This is a genomic window from Bacillus cereus group sp. MYBK101-2 (assembly GCF_051918845.1).
GTDB lineage: Bacteria > Bacillota > Bacilli > Bacillales > Bacillaceae_G > Bacillus_A > Bacillus_A paranthracis.
Genome location: NZ_JBQAIE010000010.1, coordinates 95,435 through 113,281, shown reverse-complemented (window position 1 = coordinate 113,281; position 17,847 = coordinate 95,435). Strand labels below are relative to the sequence as shown.

Below are 17,847 nucleotides of genomic sequence, written 5' to 3'. Positions count from 1 at the left end.
TGCTTGATACAGTTTCAAATCTCTAGCCAAAAAAGGCATGACCACAAGCATGCTCCATAAAAGAAACTGCCGTGGTAATGCCCTAATAAAATCTTTTTATTCCTCCTCAAAATCGTTTTTCTTATTCATAAGAAAAACAATTTTCTCATAACTTTACTGAGTATTAAAATATAGGAGCAATATAGAATATAAGTATTTCCCCTAAGTACCAAATAAGTGAATCCGTCCACACATAAACAAGAGTTTTTTCATTCACACTATTAACATATCCCCATCTGCAAAATTTAATCTCTTTTTTTATCAAAAACCTATCTCTGAATAGCTAATGAATTTATGAGGAAAATCAATATCTTTCATCCTATTAATTTTTCTCCTATAAAATAAATTTAGAATATTGGATATACCTTTCTATTCAATAACGCTTGTCCCCTTCTGTTCTTCTATATATTTGACAATACTATTAATAGTTCTAAATACATTCATGTCAACTGCACCGATATTTAATTCATAGTCTTTTTTTAGAACATTAATAAAGATTAACACATCCATAGAATCCAATCCATAAGGAGAATCCTTCCCGAATAAAGGTATTTCGTTATTAATTTCCGCGGGATTAATAGACATTTTATACATCTCTACTAGTTTCTCTTTTATTTGCAATTTAATCATTTTCCAAACCCCTTTTCTTCATTTTTTATATATTTCAAACATATTGATCCCCAAAGAAAACCAGCTCCTATTGCAGAGAAAACTACATAATCTCCTTGTTTGATTTTATTTTCACTCATTGCCTTGTTAAAAGCAGAGAAAATAGTTGCTGATCCCGTATTACCTTGTTCCTGTACTGTAAGGGTCGTTTTATCCATTGAAGCCCCTACTGCACTCATTGCTTCTTTAATAATGTTTAAGTTAGCTTGATGAAGAATGAAGTGATCTATATTCTTCACCTCAAGTCCCGCATTCTCTATAACGGAACAAATAGAGTTTGGAAGATTTTTTGTAGCCATCTTCCATACTTCTCGACCATTCATTTTAATAAATTGACTTTTATTAATATCTTCACCTCTTACTGATTTTGTTCCTCCACCAGTAATTTCCACCGCATTAGATAAACTAGAATCAAGATTCCAAGATAATATACCACTTCCCTCTTTCGTTTTCTGAAGAATCATTGCTCCAGCAGCATCGCCCAAAAACACTCTTGTAGAACGATCTTCCGGATTGGTAATACGTGATAGCACTTCTGCCCCAATTACTAATACATTATGAATATTATCGTTTTGTAACAAATGAGCCCCTAACATAATCGAGAAAATTCCACCCGCACATCCTGTTTGATTCAAGTCAATAGGAATTGCATTGGTAGCACCTATTTTCTCTTTTATAATAAGTGCTGTCGAAGGCAACTTTTGATCTGGTGTAGTCGAAGTTAAAATGATAGCATCCAGATTCCCTGCTGAAATTCCAGCATCATTTATTGCCTGATTGCTGGCATATACACACATATCCGATGTGACGAGCCCTTCTTGCAAAAACCTTCTTTCTTCAATGCCTGTTTTCACCTGAATCCATTCATTAGTCGTCTCTAAAGTCTGTGTCAGCATCTCATTTGTAATTACTTCATCTGGTATATAAGCGCCCACTCCCTGTATTGTTACAGGAGTAACAAGACCACTTGCATTCCTAGCCCTCTCTATACCTACTGTCTCCATTTCCAATTAAACTTCCTCCTTCTCCGGAAAATCTCCATATATTTCTTTTAATGAATCTGGAACATCTTCAAGCTGAACTATACATTCTAAAATAACCGTCTTCCCTTGAGCATATTGCTCATAAACATATTTAAAAGTGCTTAACACATCATCTTTATTATCTAAAGAAAGTACTTCCAGTTGCGAAGTTTTCATCCCTACTAGTGGCAACCCTTGATTAACAAAAGAGTATGGATTTCGTCTCTCTTTATTTTTATTTTGAAATTGCAACCAACCATATCCTCCATTTTTTAATACCACATAAATAACAGGTACCTTGTTATTTATAACGGTTTCTAGCTCACTTCTGAATAAATTAAACGCACCATCACCAACGAAAGCTATAACAGGTCGATTTATATTAGTCTTCGCCACTCCAATTGCAGCACTTACTCCAAAACCAAGGCTTGTTTGTTCACTCGGAACAATTGCATTTTGTCCTTCTTTTAAGCTTAAATAAGGGAAATAATACGACCACATATCCTGCAAACCATTTTCGTGAACAAATATAGTACTGGAAGGTGCATACATTTGCATGCCGTTTAATACATGTGCAACCTTCAGGTTATCACCAGATTCTAAATATTCAATCTTTTTTGAGGTTAGCTGTTTTTTTAACTGCACAATTTTCTCAACCCATTTTTCCTTTTCTAATGGTTCCTCAATTATAGATAGGATGTAATTTACTGTAAGCTCAGCATCCCCTACCAATCTCATTCCATTAAACTCTAAATTAAAATCTTCTTCGATATTATTAATTTGGATTATCTCTTTCGTCCTAAGCGCCCGATCCCAACCAAATAAAGCTGTTTCCTCTAGCTTGCTTCCAATTGTGATTATAAGATCTGAATCTTGTATGATTGGAGACAATTGTTTAGGTGAATATAATCCTGCTAGTCCGCAAAATAACTTTTGACTTTCATCATACGCGCCTCTTCCTGATGCAGTTACAAATACTGCTGCATTTATAAGGTTGGAAAATTCAGTATATAAATGGGTGTCTGTTAAAATCTTACTCCCCCCTCCTAGTAATAGTAGCGGACGCTTAGCTTCTATTATCTTTTTCCGAAACTCTCTCAAACAATTAGGATCAGGTAAGGTTCTCGAAATTGAAATTGGTGAAAATTGCACTGATTCAAGATCTACATACAGTTCACCAATATCTTCTGGAATCTCAACATAAACTGGTCCTGGTTTTCCATTTAACGCCATAAATAATGCTTTCTTTAAAACCCAACCTATAGAATCAGGGTTTTCTAGCCGATGACACCATTTCACTAATGGTGATACAAGTGAAATCTGGTTCGCCTCCTGAAAGGCCTTTTTATCACCATACACTTTGGTCCTTGTTCCGGATGCTATTATTAATATAGGTGCATTTTGAGATTGAGCTTCTAATAATCCTGTAACACAATTAGAAACCGCCGGGCCTTTCCCAACAATACACACTCCCAAGCTTTTAGACGCTAATGCATGTCCAGTCGCCATAAATACAGCATTGCGTTGGTCCTTATTTACCAAAAATTCAATACCATACTCTTCAATAACATTCATTAAATGAAGATCATCACTTGGTAACCCATAAACTAGATCTATCTTATTTCCTTTTAAAATATTTGCAATTGCTTCATAGACACTTATTTGTCCCATTTTCCACCTCTTTTTTTCAAATGTTGCCTACAAACCAATGAAAGAAGGAGCGGTTTAATAAATAATTCACCTTCATAGTAAATATAATTAGCCATCGGTCCATACCCTCCAAAAGCTGTGTTTCCATCTTCTATATCAAATAAAGTTTGATTAACTGAAACAGTATGTTTTCTCTTCAAAAATGTAATCAATTCATGTTGCCCTTCTCCATATACAGTTGCACCCATAGCTCGTTCGAGGAAGTAACCTGTATTCAAAACTTCTTTAATTCCTTCCAATTTTTCGTAACTAACAATATTAAAAATTGGCGAGAAAAATTCATCAATCTTAAGTTTCTCTTCTAAAGAACTAACCAAAATTGTTGGCTCTATTACCTTGTCCTTATAATTTATATTGCCACCATGAATAATATAATTACTATTTTGATTTAAATATCGCGCAATAGATTCTAATGTAGACGTATAGTGAATTGATCCATAATCCGCTCTTTCATCTGAATTATCACCGAATTTCAAATTAGACAATTCCCTTTTTAATAATTGTATAAAAAGAGGTTTAATCTGTTCAGATACATAAACTACATCTGGTCCCATACAATCCTGTCCTGTATTAAACATTCTCACATCAACTAAATCTCTTGCAGCTTTTTCTAAATCCGCGGACTCCGTTATTATAAATGGATTTACCCCTTGTCCAAAAAAGACAAATAACTGATCTTTTGAAAGTTGGAATTTAATACTCTCTGCATTTTGATAAGTTCCTGTAAATAAAACTACATTTGCCTTTAAAGCAGACTCTTTAATATATTTTCTATATGAATACTCCATTAATTCAATTGGTAATTGGTGAACCTTTTCAAATAACTCATGAAGTTTTCTAACCTGATCAATTACTAAACTAGAACCACGAAACTCTATGTGCTTTACATATAATGATGGAATTATTAAATACAAAATATAGGAATACAATACGACATTGGACGGCATAAACACAGACATTCTATCAATAGTTGGTGGTTGATTCTGCGTTACTTCATCGATTGCATTTTCTAAAGCTAATAATGAACAATTAAACTCCTTCTCAGCTGTTTGGTACGTACTGATTTCTGTTAATATATCCAAAATTTCAAACTTATTACTTTTCATATATTGTATACAAAAAATAATTCTTTCTTTTCGTTCATCTAACAATTCAGGTGAATCAATGACCGGTGTCAAACTTTGCATAAGTCTTCCTCCACTCCTATATATGTCCTTGCTTGAACTTCAAGTGCAACAAGATCAATTTTTCCATTAGGGAGATAAGGAAATCCTTCCAGGAAAATAATTTTATCTGGTCTTATTAAAGAATCAAGACTTTCAAACACCAATTTCTTCATATCATCCGCTTCCTTTAATGGAATCTCAAGAAACAAAACAATATACGCTCCCTTTTTCTCATCCTGAAAACCAATAACTTTTCCTACTACACCTAAGTTATCCTCTAATTGCTTTTCAATTTTTGCTGGATTGATAACATAACCATTGCGAATAATCTCTTTTCCCTTTCTACCAATAATAAAAAGATTCCCGTCACTATCCAAATAGCCTAGATCATTCGTTTTAAACCAACCATCAACTAAAACTAAATGTGTTTCTTTGGATAAATTCAAATATCTTTCCATTACTTCTGGTGTCTTTACAATCACTTCTCCAACCTCTTTGAAATGGAGAATTTCATTCATTTCATTTACAATTTTAATTTGTACCCCCTCAAGGGATTTACCGCAGCCACCTTCCTGACCATTTACATTAAGTGCCACGTTTCCTAGTTCAGATAATCCATATCCATCTAATAGTGGCTTATCTAGCAATATTTGAAAATCCCCCGCCAATTTTTTCGATAAAGGTGCACCGCCAACACACCACATGCGGACAGATGATTGTTTTAAACTATTTTGTATTTTTTCACGTTTTTTCATAATATTGGCCAAGACATAATAGGTGGAAGGAATCCCATCAACAACAGTTACTTTTCTTTCTGTAATTGTTTTTATAATTGACCGGATTTTTTTATAGTTACAAATAACTAGTTCACATTTCATAATTCGCCATATGAATAAAATAGACAGACCATAAAAATGGGTAAAAGGAATTAAAGGTAGTAAAACATCTTCATTTCGATATTGCATGACATCCATCGTCTTCATTAAATTAGAAATAAATGATATTCCAGATTTAACAATCCCTTTAGGATGACCCGTTGATCCAGATGTATATAATATTAAAGCATCTTCTTTATTTATCCATGCAGGATTGATCTGATCTGTATCCAGCTCAAAGGAGCACTTCTCAATTGAAGGATTTAATGGAATCTTCTTAAGCTCCGTGGCCAGATTAATCGTATGATCCGAAATATACGCTTCGCTTCTGGAATCCCTTACAATCTCATTTAATTCCTTTTCACCTGTCAAACAATCTACCAAAACAATGGAAGCCTCTAACTCTGTTAGTGCAAAGAAGGCGATTAAAAAGCGATAAGAATTCTCGGCAATAAGCGCGATCCTTTTTCCAGTAACCCCAACTTCCTCTAGATAATTTGTATAACCTTTAATATCTTTTCTAAATTCTTGTATAGAATAAACCCTTTCTGGAGTATAAATTTTATATGCCATTATTTCCCACCACTCATTATAATGTAGCTATATTTTCAATTTCATCAGGACTAATCCTAACTATATTAAAATCTTGTTTTAATAATTGTGCGAATAAATTTCTAGGACCAATAACAAAAGTCTGTGATACTTCTTGCTTCTTCATTGTGTCTGTTACTAAGTCCCACCTAACTGGATTATCATACCCATCCAATAAACTTTGTTTGAATAGTTCAGAATCTGTTATTACTTCTCCGTTTACATCAGATATAATGGATGTTTTCATCGGTTTAAATCTAATTTGATTGAATAATTCATGTTCTAACTGTACTTTTAAGTCTTTTAAAAGCACACTATGGATTGGTTGATTCATAGTATGTAGTGAAGATACCTTTGGTATTGTATTAACCTTCTCTTTAAGTAATTTAATAGTCTTCGCTTCTCCACATAAACATACTACTTTTTTCAGAAAGCCAACTAACTCCAAATACATTCCCTCTGCTTGAAACTGTCGTATAATAGTCTTCGCTTCATCAAGAGACATATTATAAATAAAATGTGTTTGATAATCCTCTTTCATCTGCTTAAAAAACTCTTTTGATTTCTTTGCCGCTTCATGCGTCAACCATACTGCTTCAGCGTAAGTAAGCGTATTAGTCTGTACGGCTGCACTCATTCCACCAAAACTTACTCCAATTGTGAAATCAGGCTGATAGTTATAACGCTTATAAAAATGGTCTAACAACGCAAGCGAATTTGCTAGAAAACAGACTTCATACACTTCTTGATTTGTCTCATCCGCTTCCCTAAATGCACTCACAAGTGAATAACCTAAAACTTCACTTGCCTCTTTAAATCGTTGAATAGCAAAAGAGTCATTATTAATAAAGAATTCAACTTCTCGATAACTAGACGGCGCTATTCCCGGCAGAACAATTCCTTTCATTTCTTAGTCCCCCTTAACCTGTAATTCGCCTATCACTTTTTGCACATCTAATAAGGTTACAAGTGGTACAACTTCAAATGGAATATCAGTAAACTCTAAAGACTTATATATGAAATTCCCTGGTCCTAATACAAACAGTTTATTAACCCCACGTTGTGACAATGCCTGTAACGATTGATACCACTTCACACTATTTGTATATTGTTCCACTATGTCGTGAGATACTTGTGATTTGTTAAAAATTTCTGTTGCATCAACATTACTTATTAATGGTCTGATTGGCGTTTTCAACTGTATATTAGACATAAAACTTTCACTAAATTGCTCTTTTACATTCTCTAACAAAGAGCAATGCCCAGGAGGGCCATATGGAATTTTAACAGCTATCGCTCCATAACTTTGCACTTCTTCGGTTAGTTTTTCTAAACTCTCAAAATCTCCATTGACAATCATTTGGTTAGATGTAGCATACATACACGGTTCTAATACATATCCTTTTTGACACAAATTATAAATGCTACGCTCCAAGGTTTTGGAATCAATATTGTAAAAAAAGTATACGCCGTATTGCTTGCCAATAAACTCCCTTTCCTCAAGTTCACACATCGTAAGAACCATGTTCAAGGTGTCTTTAAAGTCTAAGCACCCACTACAATGAAATGCTGTGATTTGTCCTAAACTAGGACCAAGAAAATATTCAATACCTTCCAATCTTTCCTTAAGTAATTCATATAATGCGACAGTTATCGTCACGATACTAGGTCTTGCTATAATGCCCTTATTTATAATTTTTTCATCATCAGAGAAAAAATGGGTAGCAAGATCTATACCCAAAATATTGCTAGCCTCTTCAAATTTCCTCTGTACACTCGGAATATACTTATATAATTCATGAAAATTACCCTTTTTCAATGTCATTAATGGCGGAAACAACAATGCCGATTTCATTTTAATATTACCTCCAATTCCATTTACATCAGGCCACCATCTACTACCAATGTTTGTCCTGTTATATAACTAGCCTTCTCAGATGCTAGAAATGAAACCGCCTCAGCCACCTCTTTCGCAGTTCCTAAACGCCTCATTGCAATCTTCTTTTCAAAGGCTTCCATCTGATCCTTTGGTATTCTATTCACCATACCAGTATTTTCTGTATATCCAGGAGCCACACTATTCACCCGTACATTATACGGAGCATACTCTTTTCCAAGCGAACGTGTTAAACCAATCACTCCTGATTTACTAGCACTATATGCACTAAGCCTTTCCATTCCTGTAAGTCCTGCAACCGATGAAATATTAATAATAGAGCCCTTTTGTTCTGTTAACATATGAAAAGAAACTGCATGTATACAGTTAATTGTCCCCATTATATTTGTATTAATAATTTCTCTCCAATTCTCAAGAGAATTACTTGGAATTAATGCTCCTCCATAACTAACACCAGCATTATTCACAAGAACATCAATTTTCCCATAATTATCTATAATCCCTTGTACCGCCTCTTGGACTTGAGCATAATCATTTACATCAATTTTTACATATGTAACATCGGGATTCCCGGAACTTTCCTTAATATATTTCACTACATTTTGTACTTCTTCCAGAGAACTTCTATATCCTAGAATCAATCGGCTTCCTAATTCTGCAAAGTGATGAGAAATTTCCTTTCCTAAACTTTTAGAAGCTCCGGTAACAAACACTACTTTATCTTTCCATTCCATTTTCCTCACCTGTCTTCTTTAATCTTGAAAAAAGAGTATTTTCCCAATAATTATTAAGATACTCATACAACTCCGTTCTAATTTGTTCTTTTTCAATTTTAGGAATCATATCTTCTGGTTGTTCTCCTTCTCCAGCAGCATAATATTCATCTCTCAAAATAGAGGAAACCACTGCATCATGGTATTCACCATCCAGGAAGAAATGATCTCTAAGAATCCCCTCAATTGCTACATTATTCTTCATTAAAAACCGAATAGTTCTCAGGTTATATAAACCATTTATAAATTGAATCTTATGCGCATTTTTAAAATGAAAAAGATAGTCCATAATTAATATAGATGCTTCAGCTCCATACCCCATATCCCATAAATTTGAATCGCCAATAACACCTCCTAAAACATAACTTCCTTCATACTTCAACGGCTGCCACGAAATAAACCCTATTTTTTCCCCTTCATGTGTCAACACCGTCGCATAGCGTGTGTTACCTGATTCAATATCCATTTTAATTTCTCTCACAGTGGCAAAATCCTGAGACCCCCTGGCTAATGCACTTATTTTCGAAGGTCTAACCCACTTAGAAAACAAATTATAATCTTCTTCTTCTAAAGCCTGCAACTGAACAAAATGCCCCTTCATAATATCCCCCTTAATATATTGAAATCCTACTTCTATCATAAACATCAGCTTTTTCAAAAACACCCGTAATTCACGCAAACAGGTATTACGATAACATCCCTTTTAACCCAAAATACTGAATCCTACAGTACTAATTCCCCCACTTTTTTTGACAAGTAATCATATATATAAAAAGAGATATATAAAATATTTTATATATCTCTTTAAACGTTTATTATATATATAATAATCAAACAATGTATTCGTTTTTCTGTTCTCTTAATAAAGTTGCCCTTGTAATCTTCACAGCTAATCCTACTCGAGACTTCACCTCCAACTTTCGCATACAAGCGGCTATATGATATTCAACTGTCCTTTTACTTAAATATAAAGTGTCAGCAATCTGTTGATTCGTCTTATCATTAATTAATTCCCTCATAACTTGAAGCTCAGTCTTAGTTAGTAAATTTGACAAATTCTCTTTTGGAGAATCTAATTTATTTGATAGTAAACCATTGCTTTTCTCCGAAATTAATAACCTGAACTCATTAGATATATATAAATCACCTCTTTTAATAGCCTGTAAAGCTATTTCTAATTCATCAGGGGCTCCCTTCTTCACGATGGCTTTAATGCCTTCACTCATTGAAAATAAATGTCCTTCCTTTCTACTCATAAGAACTATTAAATGAGGAAGTCCAATTAACCTACCTTTTAAAACATTATAATTAACAATATCTGTAATCAAAAAATCAAAAGTACTTAAAAATGAAAGATCCTTCAACATGTATTTATTATTAAGAATATGAATTTGAAAACGCCCATTTCCTGCAAGTTCCGAATATACCGAGGCAACCTTCTCACTTTGAATAGCAACTAAAATCTTTTGTCTTCCTCCATTTGTATATGCCATTAATGATGCCCACCAATTATTTCATCCGAAAAAAAAACAGGATTACTTACTTCTATTTTTACATGTTCTACTTTACCATCAATACCTCTTTCCGAAACTTCAAGCATTGACGTTACACTTAACAAGACACTTAAAATAGCACCTAAAAAAATTGATTTCTTTTTATTCATATTTTTCTCCTCCATATTATTCAAAATAAAAACTCTATTATTAATGACACAGGATTAATTCTAAAGATTCAGAAATATTTAGACATATACTTAGATACTAAACCAACTAATACCTATAATTTGGAGTAATATATTTTTTTCAACTTAGTCTTTCCTAAAAGAAATCTACCCTATGACTAATATTCTAATTATGGTAGCATCTAAAAGATTTTATTTCTCATCCATATCTTCACCTCTTTATTTCTTTATCTCTTTGTTGATTTCATTATAATTAAAATTACCATAAATATACATATGCATTTATGCAACATTCAGACACATCTAATGTATTGCAGACACATTAATATATAGTAATCAAAAATATTTTATTTAGACTTTTCATTTTCTCATTGATATGTTTCTGTAAATGTCTTTTTTAAAAAAGAATATTCTGTTAATATATACGTGTATGTGTATTAATAGGAATGTATTTTATCCTATTAATACATTTCTATACAATAACCATAAAAGTAGCATATTAAGCGCTCATACTATACCACTATAAATAATTATTTTTTTCAACTTATAAAAGGAGGGACTTTATGAATAATATAGGTGAGAAAATTCAATTTTTCCGTAAAAAAAGCGGCTATTCTCGTCAACAACTTGCAGAAGATATTTGTGATACTTCCACACTATACCGTATCGAAAAAGGACTACAATCTCCAAGATTAGATATTTTACAAAATATTTGTACTAAACTCAATATACCTATTGATTACATTATTTCCTACGAGGATGAAAATACAATTAAATATCTAAATAAAATTAAATTATTATGCCGTGAAAATTTATATTATCAAGATTTCATCTCTATCCAATATCTTGTTGAAGAATGTGATACATTCCTTAACAAACATCCAGGTACAAGAAATAGTAATTTGGTAAGACTTATCGATTGGTTAAAAGGCATTATATTTCATAAAGTAGAACATAATCTTCCAAAAGCAGAAGAAACTTTCCGTACTCTTCTTCCAAATAATAAAATCATCACTGAACTTGATATAAACATCGCAAATTCACTTTCTCTTATTCTTATAGAACAAAAAAATTCAGCACAAGCTATTCCTGTACTCACAAATGCGATAAATACTTTTGAAAACTTACCATTCGTAGAAGATAAATCACTCTATCCAAGAGTTGGTTATAACCTAGCTCATACATATTACCTAAATAATCAAGAAAATTTATCGCTGGATATCGCATATCATTTACAATACTATCTTATTTCTAACCATCTTTCTTATTCGGCTGGAGAAATCAACCACATGCTTGGAATATTACATAAAAATAAGAAAGAATTTGTAGATGCTAAAAAATATTTAGAAAATGCTTTATCAATATTTACCCTTGAATCTAAATCTCAATTCATTAAACAGACCAACAACGTTCTTATAGAAGTAAATAGACAGTTAGAAGACATCCACTATAAAAAAATTAATTAAGTATAGTGGCTATTTTTCCTAAGTCTCCACCCCTAGAATTTCTTCATCAGTTGCCTACCAACTACTAAGCAAATCGAGCCTTACCTGTACTAAACTTTCATCAATAAGCAGTGCCCAGCTTAGCTGGGCATAAAAAACAAAAAAGCATACTAAAATAGTATGCTAATAAATCCTCTAAACAAGCAATTATGCTTATTTAATTACAGAACTTTTATTCAATAAGTCTGCTATTATCTTAATTGTATGTTCAATATCACTTTCTTTAATATGCCGATGAACAACAGCCCTCATCCGCCCATAGCCCATTTCAGAAAAAACAAGCCCCTTCTCTTCTGTTTTTTTCAAGAATTTCACCCAATCATAGTTTGGATCTGTTATACGGAACATCACAATATTTGTTTGTATCTCTGAGGCGTCAACTTCAATACCATCGATACTTGATAATCCAATTGCCAATCTCTTCGCTCTAATATGATCATCTTGTAAACGCCCTGTCATTGTCTGTAAAGCTACCATAGCCGGCGCTGCAATAATACCCACTTGACGCATTCCTCCTCCTAACATTTTTCGAATCCTTCTCACTTCTTCAATATATTTACGGCTTCCCACCACCATTGAACCAATTGGTGCCGATAGACCTTTAGATAAACAAAACTGAATAGAATCCACATATTGTGCAATTTCTTTAACTTCAATCCCCAAATATACTGCTGCATTAAACACCCTCGCACCATCCATATGAACTGGAATATTGCGTCTCATTGCAAACTCTTTTATTTCTTTTAAATATTTGAGCGGTAGTACTTTCCCACCGCAACGATTATGAGTATTCTCAAGACATATTAATGCTGGCAGTGCAAACTGTGGGTCTTTTACATCGTTAGGGAAAGCAGCCTCTAAATCACTCAATAACAATCGACCATCTGGCTGCGTTTTAATTGGTTGATACATAATCCCTCCACAGATAGATGCTCCACCTGCCTCATAAATATAAATGTCAGATTCATCCCCAACCAAAACTGTAGACCCCCTTGGACAATGAGCTAAAATAGAAGCAAGATTGGCCATTGTACCACTTGGCATGAAACACGCAGCTTCCATTCCTAGCATATTAGCAGCATATCCTTCTAATTCGTTAACCGTTTTATCTTGTCCATATACATCATCGCCTAGTTCAGCATTTTGAATCGCCTTTAACATTTCCTCAGTAGGTAATGTAATTGTGTCACTCAAATAATTAATTAAAGTCTTCATAGTCTTCACACTCCTCTATTTCTATATGTAAAGCATCCATACTTTTATCTAAAATATAATTTAGCTTATTGATATTTTCAGCCGCTCCAATTATATGCCCTATCCGTCCATACGCATTTTCAACCTTCCGGATAGATTCTCCCACAATTGTACGAAGTTTTACCTCTTTAATCCCTACAGTGTTTTCTATATCATTTACTCCAAAAATACTTGTTATTTTCCCATCTCTAAGTGGTATAATAAATCGTATCCCTGCATATAAAGTAGGATTCTGATCTAGTTTTGGCCTCATCCTAGTTACGACTTTTAATTGCTCTTTAAGCAAATCTATTCCGGTAGCATACTTAATTAATTCTGGTATCATCCCCCCAGCAAGCCTGCCATTAAACTCTACTAAAAATATTTTTTCTCCCTTTATCTTAATTTCTAAATGACAAGGACCGTTTTGCCAATTAACTTTTTCTATAATTTTTGTTACTCCTCTTTCAATAACTGATCTTATATCATCAGAGACTGGTGCCGGAAATATGTGACCACATTCAATAAAATATGGAGCTCCATCTACAATCTTCTGAGTCACTCCAACAATTTTACACTTACCATTGTAAGTAAAAATTTCCACACTATATTCTTGCCCAGATACATACTCTTCCACCAATATATTCTGAGCATTTTTTTGAGACCTCACATTATACTTATTGCTCAAAATTTTTTCAGTATGCCTTTTTACTTCTTCATATGAATAACACTTCAATACGTTATTAGAGCCACTATCATCAACCGGTTTAACAACACATGGAAATTTTATATTATCCTTAGCCAACTCTAACTTTTCAAGAGAATCAATAATATAAAACCATGGTTCATAAATATTCTCTATCCCTTTTAGTAACAGACGCATTTCTGCTTTATTTCTACATTTTTTAACAGTATCTATAGGATTACCAATCAGGCCTAACTCTTTTGCTAAAATAGCTACCACTTCAATATAAAATTCACTGGTTGTTGTGATAGCTTTTATTTCACCTACTTCGAATTCTGAATCAATTATTGTTCTAATACAATTTAAGTTGTTCGTATCGCATTCTAAAACTATACATTTTGTCTCTCCTAAACCTATATATCGCCCGGGATTATTCGTAAGCAATACTGGTGTAAAACCTAGCTCTCTAGCTTTTATTAAGGCTAGCATTCCAGTTCCCGTTGTGTTTGATTCAATAAATAATAGTTTCTTCATTTAGGCTCTTTCCTTTATTAAAGTGAAAATAAGTCCACTGCTCAGCATCCTGTATATTAGCAATTTTTATTGGATTCATATTTAGATTCCCCCTATTTAACTTATGGGTTAGATAAAAACTCTCGTCATAGATCGTGTCAACATAGCGATCTCCTCTATCAGGAAAAATACAAGCAATTACTTTATCTCTCTCAACTTGTGTACTTAACCATCTTGCAACTGCATATACACTTCCTGAGCTATTTCCCGCAATAATCTTCTCATGACGTGCTAATTCTAGTGTCCAATTAAAAGCCTCTTCATCATTTAACCAGTGCACATCATCGATAACTGAATAATCAACATTTTTCGGTTTTAAACTATTTCCAAGTCCACCTTGAAGACGGTACGGTCTATCCTTTTGAAAAAAGACCGAGCTTCCTACCGCATCAACGGCTAAAACTTTTAAATTAGGATTAGTAAACTTAAGCGAATTTGCAGTACCGCATAAAGAACCCCCACTCCCCACTGCTCCAACTAAATAATCAATTTTACCTAATTGTTCCACTATATCTTTAGCAAGTTGATCATAAGCTAAAGGATTTTGAATATTTTCATATTGTTTTGGCCAATATGCTGTTGGATACTTTATAAGTAGTTCCTTTAAATACTGCAATCTCGCTCGTTGCCATCCGCCTGTATCTCCCATTTTATTAACAACATGGATGTTAGCACCTAATGATTTTAATTTCTTATAAGTTAAATCATCAATTCGGGGATCGGTGACAATATGGACGTCATGTCCTAAATATGTTCCAACCATTGCTATTCCCATTGCAAGAGTACCAGAGGAACTCTCTACAATTGGAGCTCCTTCTTCTAATAACCCTGTACGTTTTGCTTCTAAAATCATTTGTTTCGCAACACGGTCCTTCATACCATACGGATTTTGCATTTCTAACTTTGCATAAACAGCTGCTTCTCTATTCTCATCATTGATACGAAGTTTTACCAACGGCGTTTGGCCAATTAAATCAATAATAGTGTTTCTCATTTCCCTCCTCCTTCTTGTGTACAAAACGATGATATAGTATGAAATATCGATGTTGGATAACCTAAAGCCCTTAATTTCAATACACCTGCCGCAATTTTTTGAGAATAAAAAGGATCTGTGTTTGAAATTAAAATTCCTACATAAGTTCCACTATGCGCTATTACAACCCCTAATCCTTCAATGGCTTCACAAATAGAACGTACCTGTTCAAATGTCTGTTTTCTATGAAGTTTTTGGTTTAATTCGGCACTTCTAGTAGTTACTTCCCCCAATAAATTGAGATCTTTATTACGTAAAGAAAACACCATTTGATCTAATAACTTTTGATACTCTTGCTTTTCTTCTAAATTAAATGGCTTTGGAAGATTATTGAAAGTAACTGTATCAACTCTTCCCCCTTCATCTAGTGCCATAATGGTTAATGGGGGACAATCAGCAATTAATTCTCGGACTTTAACTTCTTTATGATAAAAAGACACAATCCCTGGGTACATTACCCCATCGGAGGGTTCAATTCTGGATAATAATATCTCTAAGGTTGAATTAGGAATATTAATTTCAAAGCATGATTCAATCGCACGTGAAACTGCCACCATATCTGCTGTAGAACTAGCTAATCCTTTACCTTTACTTAGCTCACTGTATATTTTGATGACTCCTCCCATTGGTAAGTTATAAAATTGTAAAATCTGTTTTGCCATCTCTAAAGATTTTGTCTGATTTGAGGGATAAATACTAAGCTCTTTTGATTCGGGCATAGAAATAAACTCACATTGCGAATATCGATTAATAGGGAGTGTCACCAAAAAATCCCTATTTTCTGGTAACACTCCTTGTAGCAATTCTCCAAAAGTTCCATAAGCCTTCCCGTTCCCTTTTCTAACAACCCGAGTATACTCCTTTTCTAACAATAATTGATTTGATTCTCTCATTATATAATCTCCTCACGAATAGTTCTCCAGTCCTTAAGCATATCAATCCTATTTCCGATTTTATTCATAATGGTATAGAATTCCCTGCATAACTCTTCTCTCTCTAATTGTTGACTCTTCAATATCTCCTCTACAGCTTTTGGATTCGTAGAACCCTGTGTCGTTTTAAAAAATAATGCTTTTTCAACATTAAATACATTTCTCAATTCTCCTACTAAAACCTTATTTGAATATCCATATTCAGTACAAATTTTATTCAACAATTGAATAGAGGCTTCTGCAGGAACAATATTGCTTTCCAGGGATTTTGTAACAAACCTTCCCGCTATAACCTGAGCCTTTCGATATGGAATATTGCTTTTCTCTGTTAATATATTAGCTAGCGTAAAACCACCATAATATTCTAAGGCACAACGCTGTTTCATATTTTCTTCTTTAAAAGAAATATTCTCAAAAACTAAAATTAGTAAATCTAGTAAGCTATCGGTTTCATTAAACAGTGTGGATAGATTCCTACTTGCTTCTTTAGATACTTCGACTAAATTACTGTATGGTGTATTTCGTTGGCCTATTAAAAAGTCGATATGATAAGAAAGTAAATGACTCGTTTTCCCTCTAAGCCTCTCAACAATAGGGAAATTTCTTTTTTGAGGCATGGATGAAGAAATACCAGTCAGCTCATCTGGTAAATCTATAAACTGGTATTCGCTACTCCCCCAGTGCATAATATCAGTTAAAAACCGACTCATATTATTAGAGAAGAATGAAATGCATCCTGCAATTTCTAATACCCATTCTCGAGAAGCTACTCCACTTAGCGCATGACCAATATAAGATTGAAATCCCAAATCATTAGCCATTTGACTACAGTCCCATTCATATTCTTGACCTGACATTGCCCCTGATCCTAAAGGGCATTGATTATTCATAGCATCTAGTACGTTACTCATCTTATTAATTGTTTTTAATAAATGACGACTAATAGCAGTTAAGTAAAACCCTACACTTATAATTTGTGCAGATTGATAATGAGTATAACCAGGCATAACCGTATGGGTATACTTTTCAGCCTTTTTCATTACAAGTTGAGCAAATGAATTCATCTTTTTAGTAAGCTGAATCCATTTGTCACGTGCATACATTAACTGCGCACAAGCTTGAAAATCATTACGACTTCGATCAATGTGCCACTTTGCAATAGGTTTAGACAAATTATGCTCTATTACTCTTTCTATACTAAATGCGATATCTGTCATATTATCCCTTGAAATGTTAAGGATAGACTCCATGTCAATTTGATTGATGGATTCCCATATTTCATAAACTTCTTCTTCAGTTAAAATCCCCATTTTCTTATAAGCCTTCAAAAAAACTTTTTCAATATTCAAATAATGATGCAGATAATTTTCTAACTCAAATTCAAATTGTGGAAATAAAACGTTCTCTATATATGCCTCATCGGGGGATTTTTGAATACGTCCCGTTACTTGCGTCTTCATATC

The 17,847-nt window shown here is 33.5% G+C and carries 17 protein-coding genes; 1 reads left to right on the top strand and 16 read right to left on the bottom strand.

Annotation, left to right across the window (positions count from 1 at the left end; translation table 11 throughout):
• Positions 1-408 precede the first annotated feature (408 nt).
• From ACTFSI_RS19020 to ACTFSI_RS18970, 11 genes are all read right to left on the bottom strand, one after another.
• The gene (locus ACTFSI_RS19020) at positions 409-669 is read right to left on the bottom strand and encodes an acyl carrier protein (RefSeq protein ID WP_000593846.1); all 261 of its coding nucleotides are present in this window, start codon (positions 667-669) and stop codon (positions 409-411) included.
• Complete coding sequence (locus tag ACTFSI_RS19015) at positions 666-1,712, bottom strand: 3-oxoacyl-ACP synthase III family protein (RefSeq protein WP_041184262.1); 1,047 nt, start codon at positions 1,710-1,712, stop codon at positions 666-668. Before ACTFSI_RS19015 ends, ACTFSI_RS19020 begins: the two co-directional genes overlap by 4 nt.
• A 6-nt stretch (positions 1,713-1,718) precedes the next feature.
• Complete coding sequence (locus ACTFSI_RS19010; protein WP_000529844.1) at positions 1,719-3,401, bottom strand: thiamine pyrophosphate-binding protein; 1,683 nt, start codon at positions 3,399-3,401, stop codon at positions 1,719-1,721.
• The gene (locus ACTFSI_RS19005) at positions 3,389-4,627 is read right to left on the bottom strand and encodes an aldehyde dehydrogenase family protein (RefSeq protein ID WP_044790920.1); all 1,239 of its coding nucleotides are present in this window, start codon (positions 4,625-4,627) and stop codon (positions 3,389-3,391) included. The genes ACTFSI_RS19010 and ACTFSI_RS19005 overlap by 13 nt, the downstream gene beginning before the upstream one ends.
• Complete coding sequence (locus tag ACTFSI_RS19000; RefSeq protein ID WP_000323584.1) at positions 4,615-6,054, bottom strand: class I adenylate-forming enzyme family protein; 1,440 nt, start codon at positions 6,052-6,054, stop codon at positions 4,615-4,617. The genes ACTFSI_RS19005 and ACTFSI_RS19000 overlap by 13 nt, the downstream gene beginning before the upstream one ends.
• A 16-nt stretch (positions 6,055-6,070) precedes the next feature.
• Positions 6,071-6,979 carry a hypothetical protein gene (locus tag ACTFSI_RS18995; protein ID WP_000676434.1) on the bottom strand — a complete coding sequence of 303 codons (909 nt, stop codon included), beginning with the start codon at positions 6,977-6,979 and terminating at the stop codon, positions 6,071-6,073.
• A 3-nt stretch (positions 6,980-6,982) separates the two neighbouring features.
• On the bottom strand, positions 6,983-7,927 hold the full coding sequence (locus ACTFSI_RS18990; protein WP_000833528.1) for an ACP S-malonyltransferase: 945 nt from the start codon (positions 7,925-7,927) through the stop codon (positions 6,983-6,985).
• Between the two features lie 23 nt (positions 7,928-7,950).
• Positions 7,951-8,703, bottom strand: coding sequence for an SDR family NAD(P)-dependent oxidoreductase (locus ACTFSI_RS18985; protein ID WP_000454875.1), 753 nt, complete (start codon positions 8,701-8,703; stop codon positions 7,951-7,953).
• The gene (locus ACTFSI_RS18980; protein WP_000675826.1) at positions 8,687-9,343 is read right to left on the bottom strand and encodes a GNAT family N-acetyltransferase; all 657 of its coding nucleotides are present in this window, start codon (positions 9,341-9,343) and stop codon (positions 8,687-8,689) included. The genes ACTFSI_RS18985 and ACTFSI_RS18980 overlap by 17 nt, the downstream gene beginning before the upstream one ends.
• Positions 9,344-9,572: 229 nt before the next feature.
• The gene (locus tag ACTFSI_RS18975; RefSeq protein ID WP_000332010.1) at positions 9,573-10,235 is read right to left on the bottom strand and encodes a response regulator transcription factor; all 663 of its coding nucleotides are present in this window, start codon (positions 10,233-10,235) and stop codon (positions 9,573-9,575) included.
• Positions 10,235-10,405 carry a hypothetical protein gene (locus ACTFSI_RS18970; RefSeq protein ID WP_014481789.1) on the bottom strand — a complete coding sequence of 57 codons (171 nt, stop codon included), beginning with the start codon at positions 10,403-10,405 and terminating at the stop codon, positions 10,235-10,237. Before ACTFSI_RS18970 ends, ACTFSI_RS18975 begins: the two co-directional genes overlap by 1 nt.
• A gap of 581 nt (positions 10,406-10,986) precedes the next feature.
• Here ACTFSI_RS18970 and ACTFSI_RS18965 point away from each other — a divergent pair.
• Positions 10,987-11,889 (top strand): helix-turn-helix domain-containing protein, encoded by a 903-nt coding sequence (locus ACTFSI_RS18965; protein ID WP_001059538.1) that lies wholly within the window; start codon positions 10,987-10,989, stop codon positions 11,887-11,889.
• A gap of 192 nt (positions 11,890-12,081) precedes the next feature.
• Here ACTFSI_RS18965 and ltaE read toward each other — a convergent pair whose 3' ends face one another.
• Genes ltaE through ACTFSI_RS18940 form a run of 5 tightly spaced genes read right to left on the bottom strand, consistent with a single transcriptional unit; the run spans position 12,082 to position 17,844 of the window.
• Positions 12,082-13,143: a low-specificity L-threonine aldolase gene (gene ltaE, locus ACTFSI_RS18960; protein WP_000854011.1), complete on the bottom strand. Its 1,062-nt coding sequence runs from the start codon at positions 13,141-13,143 to the stop codon at positions 12,082-12,084.
• Positions 13,127-14,380, bottom strand: a complete 1,254-nt coding sequence (locus ACTFSI_RS18955; protein WP_014481790.1) for an ATP-grasp domain-containing protein — start codon at positions 14,378-14,380, stop codon at positions 13,127-13,129. The genes ltaE and ACTFSI_RS18955 overlap by 17 nt, the downstream gene beginning before the upstream one ends.
• A complete protein-coding gene (locus ACTFSI_RS18950; RefSeq protein ID WP_001246252.1) occupies positions 14,358-15,413 on the bottom strand; it encodes a PLP-dependent cysteine synthase family protein in 1,056 nt (351 codons plus the stop codon). Before ACTFSI_RS18950 ends, ACTFSI_RS18955 begins: the two co-directional genes overlap by 23 nt.
• Entirely contained in the window at positions 15,410-16,345 is a 936-nt protein-coding gene (locus ACTFSI_RS18945; RefSeq protein ID WP_001209284.1) for a GHMP family kinase ATP-binding protein, read from the bottom strand. Before ACTFSI_RS18945 ends, ACTFSI_RS18950 begins: the two co-directional genes overlap by 4 nt.
• Complete coding sequence (locus ACTFSI_RS18940) at positions 16,345-17,844, bottom strand: argininosuccinate lyase (RefSeq protein ID WP_000857121.1); 1,500 nt, start codon at positions 17,842-17,844, stop codon at positions 16,345-16,347. Before ACTFSI_RS18940 ends, ACTFSI_RS18945 begins: the two co-directional genes overlap by 1 nt.
• Between the last annotated feature and the right edge of the window lie 3 nt (positions 17,845-17,847).

Bases quoted from the DNA above. Each gene is read 5' to 3' on its own strand.
- ACTFSI_RS18955 (WP_014481790.1), bottom strand. From the start codon at position 14,380: ATGAAGAAACTATTATTTATTGAATCAAACACAACGGGAACTGGAATG.
- ACTFSI_RS18970 (WP_014481789.1), bottom strand. From the start codon at position 10,405: ATGAATAAAAAGAAATCAATTTTTTTAGGTGCTATTTTAAGTGTCTTG.
- ACTFSI_RS18965 (WP_001059538.1), top strand. From the start codon at position 10,987: ATGAATAATATAGGTGAGAAAATTCAATTTTTCCGTAAAAAAAGCGGC.
- ACTFSI_RS19010 (WP_000529844.1), bottom strand. From the start codon at position 3,401: ATGGGACAAATAAGTGTCTATGAAGCAATTGCAAATATTTTAAAAGGA.
- ACTFSI_RS19005 (WP_044790920.1), bottom strand. From the start codon at position 4,627: ATGCAAAGTTTGACACCGGTCATTGATTCACCTGAATTGTTAGATGAA.
- ACTFSI_RS18980 (WP_000675826.1), bottom strand. From the start codon at position 9,343: ATGAAGGGGCATTTTGTTCAGTTGCAGGCTTTAGAAGAAGAAGATTAT.
- ACTFSI_RS18940 (WP_000857121.1), bottom strand. From the start codon at position 17,844: ATGAAGACGCAAGTAACGGGACGTATTCAAAAATCCCCCGATGAGGCA.
- ltaE (WP_000854011.1), bottom strand. From the start codon at position 13,143: ATGAAGACTTTAATTAATTATTTGAGTGACACAATTACATTACCTACT.
- ACTFSI_RS18990 (WP_000833528.1), bottom strand. From the start codon at position 7,927: ATGAAATCGGCATTGTTGTTTCCGCCATTAATGACATTGAAAAAGGGT.
- ACTFSI_RS18975 (WP_000332010.1), bottom strand. From the start codon at position 10,235: ATGGCATATACAAATGGAGGAAGACAAAAGATTTTAGTTGCTATTCAA.
- ACTFSI_RS19000 (WP_000323584.1), bottom strand. From the start codon at position 6,054: ATGGCATATAAAATTTATACTCCAGAAAGGGTTTATTCTATACAAGAA.
- ACTFSI_RS19015 (WP_041184262.1), bottom strand. From the start codon at position 1,712: ATGGAGACAGTAGGTATAGAGAGGGCTAGGAATGCAAGTGGTCTTGTT.
- ACTFSI_RS18950 (WP_001246252.1), bottom strand. From the start codon at position 15,413: ATGAGAAACACTATTATTGATTTAATTGGCCAAACGCCGTTGGTAAAA.
- ACTFSI_RS18995 (WP_000676434.1), bottom strand. From the start codon at position 6,979: ATGAAAGGAATTGTTCTGCCGGGAATAGCGCCGTCTAGTTATCGAGAA.
- ACTFSI_RS18985 (WP_000454875.1), bottom strand. From the start codon at position 8,703: ATGGAATGGAAAGATAAAGTAGTGTTTGTTACCGGAGCTTCTAAAAGT.
- ACTFSI_RS19020 (WP_000593846.1), bottom strand. From the start codon at position 669: ATGATTAAATTGCAAATAAAAGAGAAACTAGTAGAGATGTATAAAATG.
- ACTFSI_RS18945 (WP_001209284.1), bottom strand. From the start codon at position 16,345: ATGAGAGAATCAAATCAATTATTGTTAGAAAAGGAGTATACTCGGGTT.